Here is a 16,664-nt window from a genome sequence, read left to right on the forward strand (position 1 = left end):
TGCCGCTAGAGTCCTACCTCTGCGCTCTCAAGGAGTGCGACGGCGTCGGGCTGTCCTTCGAAGGTAACCAGCGCATGGCGGGTGCGGCCGTGGGCGTGCATGAGCAGCTCCCCGGGCTCGCCGACAATGGCAACCGACACGGGCGCACGCTTGGCAACGTGCCTGGGACCGTCCGGACGCACCAGAACGATGCCGAGGTCCACGCCCCGGTAGAGGATGGCGGCACGCTTGATCAGCTCGTCCCAGAGGGCATCCGAGTATTCGTCATCCAGTGCACGGGGCGCCCACCTGCTGGTTGCGCGGCGGACGTCTTCCGTATGCACGAAGTACTCGATGAGGTTGGTGCTCGTATCAAGGGACTGCACGCGCATGGGCGAGTAAAACGGATGGCCCTTGCGGAAGTCGTTGACGAGTTGCTCATAGGCGGGCGTCGACGCAGACTTTGCGGCCAGGGTGCGGGTGGCTTTCTCGGAGACGACAGATAGCGGCTTGATCAGGGCGCCGATTCCCACGCTGGGCCGGTGACCCCTCAGATACAGGTGCGCGGCCAGTTCCTTCGTCTGCCACCCGTCGCACAGCGTGGGGGAGTGAGGCCCGGCCGCGAGCAGGGTTTCGGCGAGGACTTCACGGGAAGGATCAACGAAATGCATCACTACTGAAAATAGCATGACAGGCGCCTTCCTCGCCTAGAATCAGTTGCGATGTCACAACACCCCGAATCCGCCATTTCCCCTGCCGCCGGCGATACCCCGGCGCTCGATCCTGCCGTTGCCGACGCCCTCAAGCGCGATGCCGCCGGACTTGTCGCAGCCATCATCCAGGAGCACGGCACGGGCGAGGTCCTGATGCTCGGCTGGATGGACGATGAAGCGCTGCGGCGGACCCTGACCAGCGGCCGAGTCACCTTCTACTCGCGGTCCCGGCAGGAATACTGGCGCAAGGGGGACACGTCCGGGCACGTGCAGTACGTGAAGTCGGTAGCGCTGGACTGCGACGGCGATGCGCTCCTGGTGCGGGTGCAGCAGGTCGGTGCGGCCTGCCATACCGGCACCCGGACCTGTTTTGAGGGCAGGGAACTTGCCGCCGTCGTCGGCTCCGCGTAGGACCAACGGACGCAAACCAGAAGCAGGAAACACTCAGCCCGCCCACCATCGCGGACGGGCGCAAGTATTTAGGAAACGCCTTTCATGGATGAGCTCGGAGTAATCGCCCCCGGCCTGGAGGAGTTCCGCGTCCTTGCCCGGGACCGGCGGGTCATACCTGTCCGGCTGACGGTGCTCGATGATGCGCACACGCCCATCGGAATCTACCGGAAGCTCACAGACGGGCACCCGGGCACGTTCCTGATGGAATCGGCAGCTGAGGGCGGAGTGTGGTCCCGCTACTCGTTCATCGGCGTCAACTCGCGGGCAACCCTCACCACCAAGGACGGCGAGGCCTGCTGGTTGGGGGAGCCGCCTGCGGGTGTTCCAGTGAACGGCAATCCGGTGGAGGCGCTTCGCCGGACTGTCGAGGAACTTCAGACCGCACGGTTCGATGAACTCCCGCCTTTCACCTCCGGCATGGTCGGCTTCATCGGGTGGGAGTCGGTCCGGCACTGGGAGCGGCTCACTTCCCCTCCGGAGGATGATCTCGAGTTGCCGGAACTCGCCATGAATCTGGTGACCGATATGGCTATTCATGACAACGCCGGCGGCAGGGTGACGCTGGTAGCCAACGCCATCAACTACGACAATTCCTCCGCGCGCGTCGACGAAGCCTGGCACGACGCCGTTGCCCGCCTTCGCAGTATGCTCCAGCGGCTCGCCGCGGCGTCGGAACAGCCGGTGTCGGTCCTGGCGGATAACGCGGCCGACAGTGCAACGATGATGTCCCGTGTCCGCGAACGATGGGATCGGGACCAGTACCTGGCCGCGATCGAGCGCGGCAAGGAGGCCATCGTGGACGGCGAGGTGTTCCAGGTGGTCATCTCCCGCCGGTTCGAGCTCGACTGCGACGCCTCAGCCCTGGACGTCTACCGGGTGCTGCGTACCACCAATCCGAGTCCGTATATGTACCTGTTCAGCCTCGAGGACGCGTCCGGACGCCCGTATTCAATCGTGGGATCGTCACCGGAAGCGCTCGTTACCGTCAACGGCTCGGAGGTCATCACCCACCCCATCGCCGGATCCCGGCCGCGCGGAAAGACTGCCGAACAGGACCGTGCCCTTGCCGAGGAACTCCTCGCGGACGAGAAGGAGCGGGCGGAGCACCTTATGCTCGTGGATCTGGCGCGCAACGACATCTCCAAGGTGTGCCGCCCGGGAACAGTGGACGTAACTCAGTTCATGGAGGTCGAACGGTTCAGCCACATCATGCACCTGGTGTCGACCGTCGTCGGGCAACTGGATCCGAAGCGGTCCGCCTACGATGTGCTGGCCGCGACCTTCCCCGCAGGCACGCTGTCCGGAGCTCCCAAACCGCGTGCCCTGCGGTTGCTGGACGAACTTGAACCGCACAAACGCGGCATCTACGGGGGAGTGGTGGGTTACCTCGATTTCGCCGGGGACATGGACATGGCGATCGCCATCCGGTCCGCCCTGCTGCGCGACAACCGTGCCTATGTGCAGGCAGGAGGCGGAATCGTTGCCGATTCCGAGCTGGAGGCGGAGGCACTGGAAACTGTCAACAAGGCCGCTGCGCCATTGCGGGCTGCCTTGATCGCGGCGAGTCTTCATCCCGTGACCGACACCGGCGTGGGCACCGTATGAGCCCGTCCTCACAGCCACCCGTTCCTGGGCAGTCCCGAACGCCCGCCGCGCGCCGCAAGGGCGTCGTCGTCCTGGCTACGGTGATCGCGGCGCTTGCGGCTTTCGGCAGTACCACCCAGACCTGGCTTTCAGTCACCCTGCCACAGACCGCGGTTCAGACCCCCACCATCGAAGTCCCCGGATCCGACGCCGCCACTGCCGTGACGGCGTTCGCGCTGGTGGGCCTGGCCGCAGCGCTGGCCGTATCGATCGCCGGCCGCACCGCCCGGTGGATCATCGCCGCAATCCTGACCGTGGCCGGCGCAGGCATCCTCGTCAGCAGCCTTGCCGTCGCCGGCGACCCCGCGGCCTCCGCCGCACCGGCGATCGGTGAAGCACTCGGAGTCACCAGTCAGGACGGCGTCTCAGTGACGGCAACCCCTATGCCGTGGCTCGCCGCCGTAGCGGGAATCCTGCTGGTCGCCTGCGCGGTCTGGCTGCTGATCGCCGGCCGCGGCTGGCGCGCCGCCCGGCGGTACGAAACAACAGCCGGCAGGAGGCAGGCTCCGAAGGCCGATGCGAACGCCGACGAGATAGATAACTGGGACAGTCTCAGCCGGGGTGAGGACCCCACCGGCTGAGTGCCGGATGCGAATCAGCGCCCCGCTGAATCAATGGCAGAATGGAATGAGACCACAGCACAAGGAGATATGCCATGGCTAAGACCGCGCCCGAGACCGGTACCAACGACACCCCGATGGCTGAGCATTCGGCGGCCTACGATGAAACCGTCGGACACGGCAACAGTCCCGCAGCCTGGACCTGCGTCTTTGTGATGCTTGCCGGCGCAGCGTTGTCTTCGTTCGCCTTCATCTTCGCAAGCACCGAGGGCAACAAGGACGCCGGCACCATACTCTTCTGGATTGGTGCCCTCATCATGGTGATCGGCCTCGCCCTCGGACTCGTCCTGAAGAAGGCCGGATTCGGCGTGGGCGGCCACCGTTTGAAGAACTCCGGGCACTAAGTGAGCGTTCTCGAAGACATCGTCGCCGGAGTCCGCGAAGATCTCGACGCACGCAGGCGGTCCCTCCCGCTGGAGGACGTCCGCGTGCTGGCGGAACAGGCTCCTGCCCCCCGCGACGCCTACGCCGCGCTGAGCGCAGGGACGAACGGTATGGGCGTCATCGCGGAGGTGAAACGGAAGAGCCCGTCCAAGGGTGAACTGTCGAACATCCAGGACCCCGCTGAACTTGCTGCCGCCTATGAGCGCGGCGGGGCTGCGGTGATCAGCGTCCTCACAGAAGAACGTCGCTTCGGCGGGTCGCTCGCGGACCTTGATGCTGTCCGGGCAGCCGTGAACGTCCCCATTCTGCGTAAGGACTTCACCGTTGACGAGTACCAGATCTTCGAAGCCCGCGCGCACGGCGCGGACCTGATTCTCCTTATTGTTGCCGCGCTCGATGACGCCACCCTCGCTTCCTTCCTCGAACTCACCGAGCGCCTGGGCATGCATGCGTTGGTCGAAACACATACCGCCGAGGAAGTTCAGCGCGCGGTCGCCGTCGGCGCACGGATCATCGGCGTAAATGTACGTAACCTGAAGACGCTCGAGATCGACCGTTCGGTTTTCCCTGCGCTGGCGGCACTCATCCCCTCCCATTCCGTTCTGGTGGCTGAGTCAGGTGTTCGGGACATCGCCGACGTCGAGCTCTATGCTGCAGACGGAGCTCACGCCGTCCTCGTCGGCGAGGCCCTCGTTCGCCACTCCAATCCAGAGGCAACGGTCAGGAACTTCACCCGGGTAGGCAACGCACTGCATTCCTGACGCTGTCGCCGACACGACGGACAGCCGTACACCATCACGACAGGACGACAAGGTTCATGACTGACACTGAACAGCCCCAGCCTGCAACTGACGGCCCCGCAGAGGCGTTTCTGGCCGGCGGTTCGCTGCGTCACGCACAGGGCCCATACTTCGGGGCATACGGTGGGCGCTGGATGCCCGAGTCCCTGATCGCCGCCCTGGACGAGCTGGAGGAGACCTTCGACAAGGCCAAGTCCGACCCGGACTTCCTGGCACAGGTCACCGAACTCAACCGGTCCTACTCCGGCAGGCCTTCCCTCCTGACCGAAGCCCGCCGGTTTGCCGAGCACGCCGGGGGCGTAAGGGTTTTCCTCAAGCGCGAGGACCTGAACCACACCGGCTCACACAAAATCAACAATGTGCTGGGCCAGGCACTGCTTGCCAAGCGGATGGGAAAGACCCGCGTTATTGCGGAGACGGGGGCAGGGCAGCATGGCGTTGCCAGCGCCACCGCCGCTGCCCTGCTCGGTCTCGAATGTGTGGTTTACATGGGTGCTGAGGACTGCCGCCGCCAGGCGCTCAACGTCGCGCGGATGCAGCTTCTGGGCGCGGAGGTCATTCCGGTCACCAACGGTTCACAAACCCTGAAGGACGCAATCAACGACGCACTGCGCGACTGGGTTGCCAACGTTCACACCACGCACTACCTGCTGGGCACGGCGGCCGGTGCACACCCTTTCCCGGCCATGGTCCGTTACTTCCATGAGGTTATCGGCGAGGAAGCGCGCGAGCAGATCCTCAGCGCCACCGGCCGGCTGCCCGATGCCGTCTGCGCCTGCATCGGCGGCGGCTCCAACGCCATCGGAATCTTCCACGGTTTCCTTGACGACCGCGAGGTGGCGCTGTACGGGTTCGAGGCTGGAGGCGACGGCGTCGATACCGGCCGGCACGCGGCAACGATCACGCTGGGACGGCCAGGGGTGCTCCACGGTGCCCGTTCGTACCTGATGCAGGACGACGACGGGCAGACCACGGAGTCCCACTCGATCTCCGCTGGTCTCGATTACCCCGGGGTCGGGCCGGAACACGCATTCCTCGCCGACATCGGGCGGGCGAGCTATGAGCCAATCACCGACGCTGAAGCGATGGACGCATTCCGCCTGCTCTGCCGCACGGAAGGGATCATTCCTGCCATCGAGTCCGCGCACGCGCTTGCCGGAGCACTGAAGGTTGGGCAGCGCCTTGCTGCGGAGCCAGGGAACGCCGGCGAGAAGGTCATTGTCGTGAATCTCTCGGGCCGTGGGGACAAGGACGTCGCCACCGCGGCTGAGTGGTTTGACCTGTTGCCGGAAGACAGCGCGGAAGCAGAAATCGGCGCCGAAGGAGAGCAGTTGTGAGCACCGAAACACTGAGTAAGTCCGCAGCCGCTATTGAGCGGGCACGCGCAGCAGGACGCACGGCTCTGGTCGGCTACCTTCCCGCAGGATTCCCGGACGTCCAGACCACCATCGACGCAGCGGTTGCAATGGCGGAGAACGGCGTGGACCTCATCGAGATCGGGATCCCGTACTCCGATCCGGTGATGGACGGGACAGTTATCCAGCAGGCGACCGTCGAGGCACTCCGGAACGGTTTCTCCGTCCGCCAGATCTTCGACGTCGTTGAGGGAATCACCCGCCGGACGGATGCCGCAGTCCTCGTGATGACCTACTGGAACCCGGTCATGCGCATGGGGGTCCGCGAGTTCGCCGACCGTCTGGCTGCAGCCGGTGGTGCCGGCCTGATTACACCTGACCTCATCCCGGACGAGGCAGCCGAATGGATGGCCGTCTCGGACGAGTTCGGGCTCGACCGGGTCTTCCTTGTGGCGCCCTCAAGCTCGCCGGAACGCATGCAGTCCACAGTCGATGCAACCCGGGGATTCGTCTACGCCGTATCGATCATGGGCATTACGGGCGCACGCTCCTCCGTCAGCTCTGCTGCCCAGGAGGTTGTCGCCGCTGCTCACCGTGCCGGCGCCGAGCGCGCCTGCGTCGGACTTGGGGTCTCCACTGCCGAACATGTGCAGGAGATCGGAGCTTATGCCGACGGCGTCATTGTCGGCACCGCACTGGTTGCTGCCCTGCGCGACGGCGGCGTTCCCGCCGTCGCGGCACTCGCGAAGGACCTGAGCACCGGAACCTCGAAAGGCTTAGCATGATCCCCGCCAGCATTCCCAGCCCGCCCGCTGAATGGGCAAGCTTCTCAATCGGCCCCGCCACGATTCACGCCTACGCGCTGTGCATCCTTGCCGGAATCATCGTTGCGCTGCTCCTAACCTCCGCCCGGTGGAAGCGCTACGGCGGCAACCCCGACGTCGTCTGGGACGTAGCCATTTGGGCCGTTCCGTTCGGCCTCATCGGCGGCCGGCTCTACCATGTCTTCTCCTCACCGGACGCCTACTTCGGTCCTGACGGGGACCTTTCCCGCATTCCCAGGATCTGGGAAGGCGGTCTGGGTATCTGGGGAGCGGTGGCACTCGGAGCAGTGGGTGCGTGGATCGGCTGCCGTCGCGCAGGGGTGCGGCTGTCGGCCTTCGCTGATGCTGCCGCACCCGGAGTTCTACTCGCCCAGGCAATCGGCCGGTGGGGTAACTGGTTCAACCAGGAGTTGTTCGGCGCTCCAACCGATCTGCCCTGGGGCCTGGAGATTGACGCTGACAACCCCAACTTCCCCGCAGACGCTGAGCCGGGAACGCTGTTCCATCCAACCTTCCTGTATGAGTCACTCTGGAACCTCGTGGGGGTTGCGGTCCTGCTCCTCCTGGACCGCAGGTTCAGGCTGCGCGGGGGCCGGATGTTCTGGCTGTACGCCGCCTACTACACCGCGGGCCGTGTCTGGATCGAGGCGCTGAGAATTGACGACGCCGAGATGATCACCATCCTGGGCGTAACACAAAGGCTGAATGTCTGGACAAGCGTCCTCGTGCTGGCGGTATCCCTTGCCATCTTCATCTACCTCTCGGTGAAGCAGCGGGGTTTGAAGGAACACTCTGTTTACCTGCCCGGGCGCGCGCCTCACTCCGCTGCTGACACGGACGCAAACGAGTCCGCGAAGCTCCGAACAAGCGGGTCCGCCGCGGATAACGGATCGGGCACAGTGAATCAAACTTCCGACATATCCGCTGGGACAGGGCCCGGCCGTGCTAATCTTCCAGAAATAAAAGATGCCTCAGGCACGTCCGCCTCCGCTGGACCTGCCCCCGAGGAACCCCGGGAATCAGACCCCCGAAAGTAGCGTCCGGCTGGGCCACCGCCCTACCTCAGGACACTGTCACAGCGTCGTGGCCCGCCCGATACACCAGGAAAGCTCACAGGCTTCGCCTTCGTACCGGGACATGATCAGGCCGCAGCGCCGTCAATTCATGCCCGCAAGCCATGTCGGCGTGCGGCGTGCCGGTCCTACAATGTGCACAAGAAATGAAGCGCCTCCCTGCAGGGACAAGCGCGCCTCGGGGCCGAAGCTGTCCCCTCCCAACGCTCCATCATGGGGGAAGGACACTATCTATGACTGCACCCACCAGCGGCCTGCTGCCTGAAGTAATACGCGCGGAATCGCCCTTCACACGATTCGCTTCGTACCCGGAAGCATCCGGACTGTACAACCCGGAAAACGAGAAGGACGCCTGCGGCCTTGCCGTGATTGCCACGCTCCGGGGGGAGCCGGGCCACGACATCGTCGATGCCGCGCTGACCGCCCTGCGCAATCTTGAGCATCGCGGTGCAGTCGGCGCCGATGAAGGGACGGGCGACGGCGCGGGCCTCCTTACCCAGGTACCCGACGAGTTCTTCCGCGCTGTCGTCGAATTCGAACTTCCGGCTCCCGGCAGTTACGCCGTCGGGACAGCCTTCCTGCCTGCGGAGGCAGGCGAAGAGGCAACCGCCCGCGCCGGCATTGAAAGCCTTGCCGAGTCGGAGGGGCTGACGGTCCTGGGCTGGCGGGAGGTTCCCGTGGCTGCAGACCTCGTCGGGGCTATGGCGCGGGCGTGCATGCCGCACTTCGTCCAGCTCTTCATTGCCCCCGCCGCCGGCAACAGCGAGGATCTCGACGCCCAGGCCTTCCGCCTGCGCAAGCGTACACAGAACAAGTACGGCGTCTACTTCCCCTCGCTGTCTTCGAAGACCATGGTTTACAAGGGCATGCTGACCACGGCCCAGCTCGAACCGTTCTATCCAGACCTGTCGGATCCACGGTTCAAGACCAAGCTCGGAATCGTCCATTCGCGTTTCTCCACGAATACCTTCCCGTCATGGCCGTTGGCCCAGCCTTTTCGCACCATCGCTCACAACGGCGAAATCAACACCGTCAAGGGCAACCGGAACTGGATGCGCGCACGGCAGTCGCAGCTGGCCAACGCGCTGCTCGGCGACTCGCCCGAGGAGCTTTTCCCCATCTGCACGCCCGGTGCTTCCGACTCAGCGTCCTTCGACGAGGTGGCCGAACTGCTGATGCTTGCGGGGCGTCCCATTACGCACGCGATCATGATGATGATTCCGGAGGCGTGGGAAAACCACACGTCCATGGACCCTGCGCGGCGAGCCTTCTACCAGTACCACTCCATGCTGATGGAGCCGTGGGACGGCCCGGCCGCTGTTTCCTTCACGGACGGACGGCTCGTGGGAGCTGTCCTGGACCGCAACGGTCTCAGGCCTGCGCGGTACTGGGTCATGGAGGACGGCCTCGTCGTCCTCGCCTCCGAGGTGGGCGTCATCGACGTCGAACCTTCCAAGATCGTTCGCAAGGGCCGGGTGTCGCCGGGCAAGATGTTCCTGGTCGACACCGAGGACGGCCGCATCATTGAGGATCAGGAGGTTAAGGCCGAAATTGCGGCCGCCAATCCCTGGGGCGAATGGGTCAAGGAAAACCTGATTGATCTGAAGGACCTGCCCGAGCGTGAACACGTGGTCCACACCAAGGCCTCCATCAACCGCAGGCAGCGCACCTTCGGCTACACGCAGGAGGAACTGCGCATTCTGCTGGGCCCCAGGGCGAAGGCGGGTGCTGAGCCCCTCGGCGCGATGGGTTCGGATACTCCGATCGCCGTACTCTCGAAGCGCCCGCGGCTGCTGTTCGACTACTTCGTGCAGTCCTTCGCGCAGGTCACAAACCCCCCGCTGGACGCGATCCGCGAGGAACTGGTCACTTCAATGGGCGTCACGATCGGCCCGGACGGCAACCTCCTGTCTTCCAGCCAGGTGCACTCCAAGCAGATCGCCCTGGACTTTCCGGTCATCAACAATGATGAACTCGCGAAGATCGCCAACCTAGAGTCCGACGACGGTGACCGCCTCACCGTCCGCGTACGGGGCCTTTACCGGGTCGACGGCGGGGAGGCGTCCCTGCGGGCACGGTTGGCGGAGATCTGTGAGCAGGTTTCGAGCGCGATCAATCGCGGCATCCAGTATGTTGTGCTTTCCGACCGCGACTCAAACGCGCAGTGGGCACCGATTCCGTCGCTGCTGTTGACCAGCGCTGTCCACCACCACCTGCTGAAGAGCGCGAACCGGACCAAGACGTCCCTGGTGGTCGAGGCGGGCGACGTCCGTGAAGTCCACCATGTCGCGGTCCTCATCGGCTACGGTGCTTCCGCCGTCAACCCCTACCTCGCCATGGAAAGCTGCGAGGAACTGGTTCGCAACGGGGACGTTGCGGGAGTCACCACAGAACAGGCCGTTGCGAACCTGATCAAGGGCCTCGGCAAGGGAGTCCTGAAGATCATGTCCAAGATGGGCATTTCCACGGTCAGCTCGTATTGCGGTGCGCAAACCTTCGAAGCCCTCGGTTTGGCCCAGGATTTCGTCGATGAATATTTCCACGGCACGCAGACGCAGCTCGGCGGCGTCGGCCTGGCCGTCGTTGCCGGCGAGGCAGCCGCACGCCACGAGTACGCGTACCCACAGGACGGGATCGAGGACCCGTACCGCAGCCTCGACAACGGCGGCGAGTACCAGTGGCGCCGCGAAGGTCCGCCGCACCTGTTCAACCCGGAAACGGTCTTCCGCCTGCAGCACGCTACGCGCGAACGCCGCTACGACATTTTCAAGTCCTACACCAAAGGTGTCGACGATCAGTCCCGCGAGCTCATGACCCTGCGAGGCCTTCTCGGCTTCAAGGACGGACTGCGGCCGCCGGTTCCGCTGGAGGAAGTCGAGCCTGTATCGAGCATCGTCAAGCGTTTCTCCACCGGCGCGATGAGCTACGGGTCCATTTCGCAGGAGGCCCATGAGACCCTCGCCATCGCCATGAACCGCCTGGGCGCAAAGTCCAATACCGGTGAAGGCGGCGAGGACGTGGACCGGCTGCTTGATCCCGAGCGGCGCTCGGCGATCAAGCAGGTGGCGTCGGGACGGTTCGGCGTCACCAGTCTCTATCTCACCAATGCCGACGACATCCAGATCAAGATGGCGCAGGGAGCCAAGCCCGGCGAGGGCGGCCAGCTGATGAGCCAGAAGGTTTACCCGTGGGTTGCCCGGACGCGGCACTCCACGCCGGGAGTGGCCCTCATCTCGCCGCCGCCGCACCACGACATCTACTCGATCGAGGACCTGGCGCAGCTGATCTACGATCTGAAGCGCGCCAACACCTCGGCACGCGTCCATGTGAAGCTCGTATCGGAAGTCGGGATCGGCACCGTGGCTGCCGGAGTCACGAAGGCGAAGGCCGACGTCGTACTCATCTCAGGCCATGACGGCGGAACCGGTGCCAGCCCGCTCAACTCGCTCAAGCACGCAGGCGCTCCATGGGAGCTCGGCGTCGCCGAAACGCAGCAGACGCTGATGCTCAACGGGCTGCGGGACCGCGTAGTGGTCCAGGTGGACGGCCAACTGAAGACAGGGCGCGACGTCCTGATCGCAGCGCTGCTCGGCGGCGAGGAATTCGGGTTCGCCACCGCTCCGCTGGTGGTCTCGGGTTGCATCATGATGCGCGTTTGCCACCTCGACACCTGCCCGGTAGGCGTGGCCACGCAAAACCCCGAACTACGCTCCCGCTTCACGGGCAAGCCCGAGTTCGTGGTGAACTTCTTCGAGTTCATTGCCGAGGAGGTCCGCGAGCTGCTGGCCGAGCTTGGCTTCCGTTCACTCGATGAGGCAATCGGTCACAGCGAGGTTCTGGACGTCAAGCGTGCCGTCGACCACTGGAAGGCGGACGGACTGAACCTCGAGCCGATCCTGCGTGGCAACGAGTTCGGTGAGGATGCTCCGCTGCGAAATTTGTTCGCGCAGAATCACGAGCTGGACCAACACTTCGACAACAAGCTCATCGACATGAGCAGCGACGCGCTGAACCACCGTGCGCCCGTCCGCATCACGCTCGATATCGTCAACACCGACCGCTCGGTCGGCACCATGCTCGGCTACGAGGTCACCCGCAGATTCGGCACGGAGACCCTGGCAACCGACACCATCGATGTGACGCTGACCGGCCAGGCCGGCCAGTCGCTGGGAGCCTTCCTTCCAGCGGGTATAACGCTGCGGCTCCTCGGTGACTCGAACGACTACGTCGGCAAGGGCCTGTCCGGCGGACGCATCGTCGTGCGGCCGGACCGCGCAAACGTCTTCCGCGCCGACCGCAATGTCATTGCAGGCAACGTGATCGGCTACGGCGCAACCAGCGGCGAAATCTTCCTCCGCGGGCAGGTGGGGGAGCGGTTCCTGGTACGCAACTCCGGCGCAACCGCCGTCGTTGAAGGCATCGGCGACCACGGTTGCGAGTACATGACCGGTGGGCAGGCGCTGATCCTCGGACGCACCGGCCGCAACTTCGGAGCCGGTATGTCCGGAGGCACCGCTTATGTACTGGATCTTGACCAGACGCGGGTCAATGTGCAGGCGCTGAACAGCGGTGAACTGAAGCTTGAGGAACTCGATGCCGAAGACATCGAGATTGTCCGCCAGTTGCTTCTGCGTCACCAGGAGGAAACCGAGTCGCCGCTTGCAGCCAAGATGCTCGACGATTTCGAGACAACGGTGCCTCGCCTGACCAAGGTGTTGCCACGCGACTTTGCACGAGTCCTTGACGCTCGGGCCGCAGCCATCGAAGAGGGCCTCGATCCCGATGGTGAAGAGGTCTGGAACAGAATTTTGGAGGTAACCGGTGGCTGACCCACGCGGATTCATGAAGGTGCGCGAGCGTCAGACGCAGCCGCGCAGGCCCGTTCCGGTCCGGATCATGGACTGGAAGGAAGTGTACGAGGCGCAGGAAAAAGGCGTCCTGAAGAGCCAGGCCGGCCGCTGCATGGACTGCGGCATACCGTTCTGCCACCAGGGATGCCCGCTGGGTAACCTGATCCCGGAATGGAACGACCTCACGTGGCGGGACAAGGGCCGCGAGGCTATTGACCGGCTGCACGCCACAAACAACTTTCCCGAATTCACCGGACGACTATGCCCGGCTCCGTGTGAGGCGTCCTGCGTGCTCGGGATCAACCAGCCTCCGGTGACCATCAAGCAGGTCGAGGTTTCGATCATCGACGAAGCGTTCGACAGCGACTGGGTGCACCCGCACCCACCGGAGCGACTTACCGGCAAGACCATCGCCGTCGTCGGCTCCGGCCCCGCCGGCCTGGCTGCTGCCCAGCAGCTCACCCGCGCCGGGCACACTGTGGCCGTGTATGAGCGTGACGACCGTATCGGCGGCCTCCTGCGCTACGGGATCCCGGACTTCAAGATGGAAAAAATCCAGATTGATCGCCGGCTTGAGCAGATGAAGGCCGAGGGCACCCGCTTCCGCGCCGGTGTTGAGGTAGGCCGGGATATCAGTTGGGATCAGCTGCGCCGCCGGTACGATGCCGTCGTGATCGCCACCGGCGCCACCGTGCCCCGCGACCTGCCCATTCCGGGGCGCGACCTCGATGGTGTGCACTTCGCCATGGAGTACCTCGTTGACGCCAACCGCGTGGTTGCCGGAGAGGAAATCGAAGACCAGATCCATGCGGAGGGCAAGCACGTTGTCATCCTCGGCGGCGGCGACACGGGCGCCGACTGCATCGGAACCGCCCACCGTCACAGGGCGGCGTCGGTGACCACGCTGGCAATCGGGCAGCAGCCGCCGGTCGAGCGCATGCCCAATCAGCCGTGGCCGACCTTCCCCACGCTCTTCGAAGTCGCCAGCGCACACGAGGAGGGCGGCGAGCGCACCTACCTGGCATCGACGGTCGAATTCGTCGGTGAGAACGGCAAGCTGAAGGCCGTCCGCGTTGCGGAGACCGAGTTCGTCAACGGCAAGCGCGTGCCCAAAGCCGGAACCGAGCGGGATATCCCGGCGGATCTGGTGTTCCTCGCTCTCGGCTTCACCGGACCTGAACCTGCCGGAATCGCCGAGCAGCTGGACGCCGGCTTTGACGGGCGCGGTAACGTTGAGCGCGATGGATACTACATGACCAACACGCCCGGGATCTTCGCTGCAGGCGATGCAGGGCGCGGACAGTCCCTGATCGTTTGGGCTATCGCTGAGGGACGCGCGTGCGCCGCTGCGGTTGATCAGTGGCTGATGGGCCACACCAAGCTGCCTGCGCCGGTGGCACCGACAGACCGTGCTCTCAACGTCCTCTGATCCTTCAGGGCCGGCGGAGCGCACAGCAATCCACGAATACGACAGGACAGGCAAGGTTTTATGAGACGCGCAAAGATAGTGGCCACTTTCGGCCCGGCAATCGCGAGCTATGAGAACACCCTCGCAGTACTTGAGGCCGGGGTGGACGTCGCTCGGATGAACATGAGTCACGGCGACCACACTGTGCACAACCAGACCTACGAATTCGTGCGGAAGGCTGCGGAGGAACTCGGGCGCCCGGTCGGAATCTTCGCTGACCTGCAGGGCCCCAAGATCCGCTTGGGCCGCTTCGCCGATGGTCCGCATGTACTGCTCCCGGGTGACACCTTTGTGATCACCACCGAGGACGTCGAGGGCACAGCTGAAATCTGCTCTACCACGCACAAGGGACTGCCGCAGGACGTGAACGTCGGTGACACCCTCCTGATCGACGACGGCAAGGTCGCGATGCGCGCGGTTGCTGTAGACGATGTCAGCGTCACCGCTGAGGTCACGGTCGGCGGCGCCGTCTCCAACAACAAGGGCATCAACCTGCCCGGAGTGGCGGTGAATGTTCCCGCCCTGAGCGACAAGGACGAGGAAGACCTCCGCTGGGCAATCCAGCGCGGCGTCGATATGGTGGCGCTTTCCTTCGTACGGAACGCAGCCGACGTCGACCGCGTGCACGAGATCATGGACGAGGAGGGCCGCCGCGTCCCGGTCATCGCCAAGATCGAGAAGCCGCAGGCGGTTGACGCAATCGAGGAAATCATCGATGCGTTCGACGCCATCATGGTCGCACGAGGCGATCTCGGCGTGGAGCTGCCGCTCCAGGACGTTCCCATTGTGCAGAAGCGGGCCGTTGAGCTCGCCCGCCGCTGGGCCAAGCCGGTCATTGTTGCCACGCAGGTGCTCGAGTCAATGATCGACAATCCCCGCCCCACGCGCGCTGAAGCCTCGGACTGCGCCAATGCGGTGCTCGACGGCGCCGATGCGGTCATGCTGTCCGGCGAGACCAGCGTGGGCAAGTACCCGATTGAGACGGTCCGCACCATGGCCGACATCATCGAGTCCACCGAGAAGCACGGTCTTGACCGCGTGCCGCCTCTCGGCAGCAAGCCCAAAACCCGTGGCGGCGCCATCACCCGTGCAGCTGTGGAGATCGCTGACCAGCTGGACGCGAAGTACATCTGTACCTTCACCCAGTCGGGTGATTCCGCACGCCGCCTGTCCCGCCTTCGCCCCACGAAGCCGGTCTTCGCGTTCACCCCGGTGCAGTCGACGCTCAACACCATGTCACTGATTTGGGGCGTCCAGCCGATGCTCGTGGAGTACGCCGAACACACGGACCAGATGACCGCCCAGGTTGACCGGGTGCTGTTCGAGCAGAAGCTGGTGGACCTGAACGACCTTGTGGTCATCGCTGCCGGTTCACCTCCCGGCCAGTCAGGCTCAACGAACTCGATCAAGGTCCACAAGGTAGGCGATATCGCCGACGCCGGCCAGCTGCCTGACCACTACTCACCGAGCAAGGAAAAGGTCGGTCCCTGGCCGGTCAAGAACAAGCACAAGTAGCGGTTTGCACAAACACAGCAAACTCAGCAAGCACAGCAAACTCAGCTAGCGCAGAAAGGGACCCTGCCTTCAACGGCAAGGTCCCTTTCTGTTTGCGAATAGCGGACGGGCCTAGTTGACCTGGTTGATGATGGTTTCAGCCACTTCGCGCATGCTGAGGCGGCGGTCCATTGATGTCTTCTGGATCCAGCGGAAAGCCTCGGGCTCAGTGAGACCCATCTTTGTGGTGAGCAGGCTCTTGGCGCGCTCCACCAGCTTGCGCGTGGCAAACTGCTCCTGGAGATCTGATACCTCGTTCTCGAGCGCCTTGATCTCTTCATGACGGGACAGGGCGATTTCGATTGCGGGTACCAGATCGGCGGGGGTGAAGGGCTTGACCACGTAGGCCATGGCGCCGGCGTCGCGCGCGCGCTCCACGAGTTCCTTCTGGCTGAACGCAGTCAGGAGGACGACGGGGGCGATGCGCGCTTTGACGATCTGCTCCGCGGCAGTGATCCCGTCCATGATGGGCATCTTCACGTCCATCAGCACCAGATCGGGCTTGTGCTCCTGTGCCAGCTCTACTGCCTTCTCGCCGTTGTCTGCCTCGGCAACGACTTCGTAACCTTCGCCGCGCAGGATCTCCACGATGTCGAGGCGTATGAGGGTTTCATCCTCAGCGACGATCACGCGCCGTGCCGGGCTCGAGTTAGCTGAGTCGCGGTTTTGAGACACTGGTGGCTCCTAGGTATGCGTTCAATGATTGCGGTTTTCCGGGTGCAGCAGCCCGGCCATCAGGGCGCGCTGCACCGGTTCACTGGAACAGCCTATCGGCATGTAGAGTAGATTCGCGCACCCGGAGGTCCTTGAGTCATGGATCTCACGTTGGGTGCGATGCCCGGCCCGAATGGCGGAATTGGCAGACGCGCTGCACTCAAAATGCAGTATCGAAAGGTGTGTGGGTTCGAGTCCCACTTCGGGCACTGCTGCCGGGGGTAACCCTCGGC

The 16,664-nt window shown here is 64.3% G+C and carries 13 protein-coding genes and 1 tRNA gene; 12 read left to right on the forward strand and 2 right to left on the reverse strand.

Annotated elements, in window-relative coordinates:
* Nucleotides 1-5 precede the first annotated feature (5 nt).
* Nucleotides 6-650, reverse strand: coding sequence for a TIGR03085 family metal-binding protein (locus Q0877_RS00995; protein WP_299165260.1), 645 nt, complete (start codon nucleotides 648-650; stop codon nucleotides 6-8).
* Between the two features lie 51 nt (nucleotides 651-701).
* Here Q0877_RS00995 and hisI point away from each other — a divergent pair, with 51 nt between their 5' ends.
* From hisI to pyk, 11 genes are all read left to right on the forward strand, one after another.
* A complete protein-coding gene (gene hisI / locus Q0877_RS01000; RefSeq protein ID WP_299165141.1) occupies nucleotides 702-1,103 on the forward strand; it encodes a phosphoribosyl-AMP cyclohydrolase in 402 nt (133 codons plus the stop codon).
* An 84-nt stretch (nucleotides 1,104-1,187) separates the two neighbouring features.
* Nucleotides 1,188-2,750, forward strand: a complete 1,563-nt coding sequence (locus Q0877_RS01005; protein ID WP_299165142.1) for an anthranilate synthase component I — start codon at nucleotides 1,188-1,190, stop codon at nucleotides 2,748-2,750.
* Nucleotides 2,747-3,370 carry a Trp biosynthesis-associated membrane protein gene (locus Q0877_RS01010; RefSeq protein WP_299165143.1) on the forward strand — a complete coding sequence of 208 codons (624 nt, stop codon included), beginning with the start codon at nucleotides 2,747-2,749 and terminating at the stop codon, nucleotides 3,368-3,370. The genes Q0877_RS01005 and Q0877_RS01010 overlap by 4 nt, the downstream gene beginning before the upstream one ends.
* A 116-nt stretch (nucleotides 3,371-3,486) precedes the next feature.
* Nucleotides 3,487-3,753 (forward strand): HGxxPAAW family protein, encoded by a 267-nt coding sequence (locus tag Q0877_RS01015; RefSeq protein WP_299165261.1) that lies wholly within the window; start codon nucleotides 3,487-3,489, stop codon nucleotides 3,751-3,753.
* Nucleotides 3,754-4,554, forward strand: a complete 801-nt coding sequence (gene trpC / locus Q0877_RS01020; RefSeq protein WP_299165145.1) for an indole-3-glycerol phosphate synthase TrpC — start codon at nucleotides 3,754-3,756, stop codon at nucleotides 4,552-4,554.
* Nucleotides 4,555-4,610: 56 nt separating this feature from the next.
* The gene (trpB, locus tag Q0877_RS01025; protein WP_299165146.1) at nucleotides 4,611-5,930 is read left to right on the forward strand and encodes a tryptophan synthase subunit beta; all 1,320 of its coding nucleotides are present in this window, start codon (nucleotides 4,611-4,613) and stop codon (nucleotides 5,928-5,930) included.
* Nucleotides 5,927-6,733 carry a tryptophan synthase subunit alpha gene (gene trpA / locus Q0877_RS01030; protein ID WP_299165148.1) on the forward strand — a complete coding sequence of 269 codons (807 nt, stop codon included), beginning with the start codon at nucleotides 5,927-5,929 and terminating at the stop codon, nucleotides 6,731-6,733. The genes trpB and trpA overlap by 4 nt, the downstream gene beginning before the upstream one ends.
* Nucleotides 6,730-7,809, forward strand: a complete 1,080-nt coding sequence (gene lgt / locus Q0877_RS01035; RefSeq protein ID WP_299165149.1) for a prolipoprotein diacylglyceryl transferase — start codon at nucleotides 6,730-6,732, stop codon at nucleotides 7,807-7,809. Before trpA ends, lgt begins: the two co-directional genes overlap by 4 nt.
* 269 nt (nucleotides 7,810-8,078) lie before the next feature.
* Nucleotides 8,079-12,674 (forward strand): glutamate synthase large subunit, encoded by a 4,596-nt coding sequence (gltB, locus tag Q0877_RS01040; protein WP_299165150.1) that lies wholly within the window; start codon nucleotides 8,079-8,081, stop codon nucleotides 12,672-12,674.
* Complete coding sequence (locus Q0877_RS01045) at nucleotides 12,667-14,124, forward strand: glutamate synthase subunit beta (RefSeq protein ID WP_299165151.1); 1,458 nt, start codon at nucleotides 12,667-12,669, stop codon at nucleotides 14,122-14,124. Before gltB ends, Q0877_RS01045 begins: the two co-directional genes overlap by 8 nt.
* A gap of 60 nt (nucleotides 14,125-14,184) precedes the next feature.
* Complete coding sequence (gene pyk, locus Q0877_RS01050) at nucleotides 14,185-15,678, forward strand: pyruvate kinase (RefSeq protein WP_299165152.1); 1,494 nt, start codon at nucleotides 14,185-14,187, stop codon at nucleotides 15,676-15,678.
* A gap of 111 nt (nucleotides 15,679-15,789) precedes the next feature.
* Here the strand turns inward: pyk and Q0877_RS01055 are convergent, their stop codons facing one another.
* Nucleotides 15,790-16,392 (reverse strand): ANTAR domain-containing response regulator, encoded by a 603-nt coding sequence (locus Q0877_RS01055; protein ID WP_299165153.1) that lies wholly within the window; start codon nucleotides 16,390-16,392, stop codon nucleotides 15,790-15,792.
* 166 nt (nucleotides 16,393-16,558) lie between these two features.
* Between Q0877_RS01055 and Q0877_RS01060 the strand changes: the two genes are divergently transcribed.
* A tRNA-Leu gene (locus tag Q0877_RS01060) sits at nucleotides 16,559-16,640 on the forward strand.
* The last annotated feature ends 24 nt before the right edge of the window (nucleotides 16,641-16,664 follow it).

This window comes from uncultured Arthrobacter sp. (assembly GCF_947495145.1).
GTDB lineage: Bacteria > Actinomycetota > Actinomycetes > Actinomycetales > Micrococcaceae > Arthrobacter_D.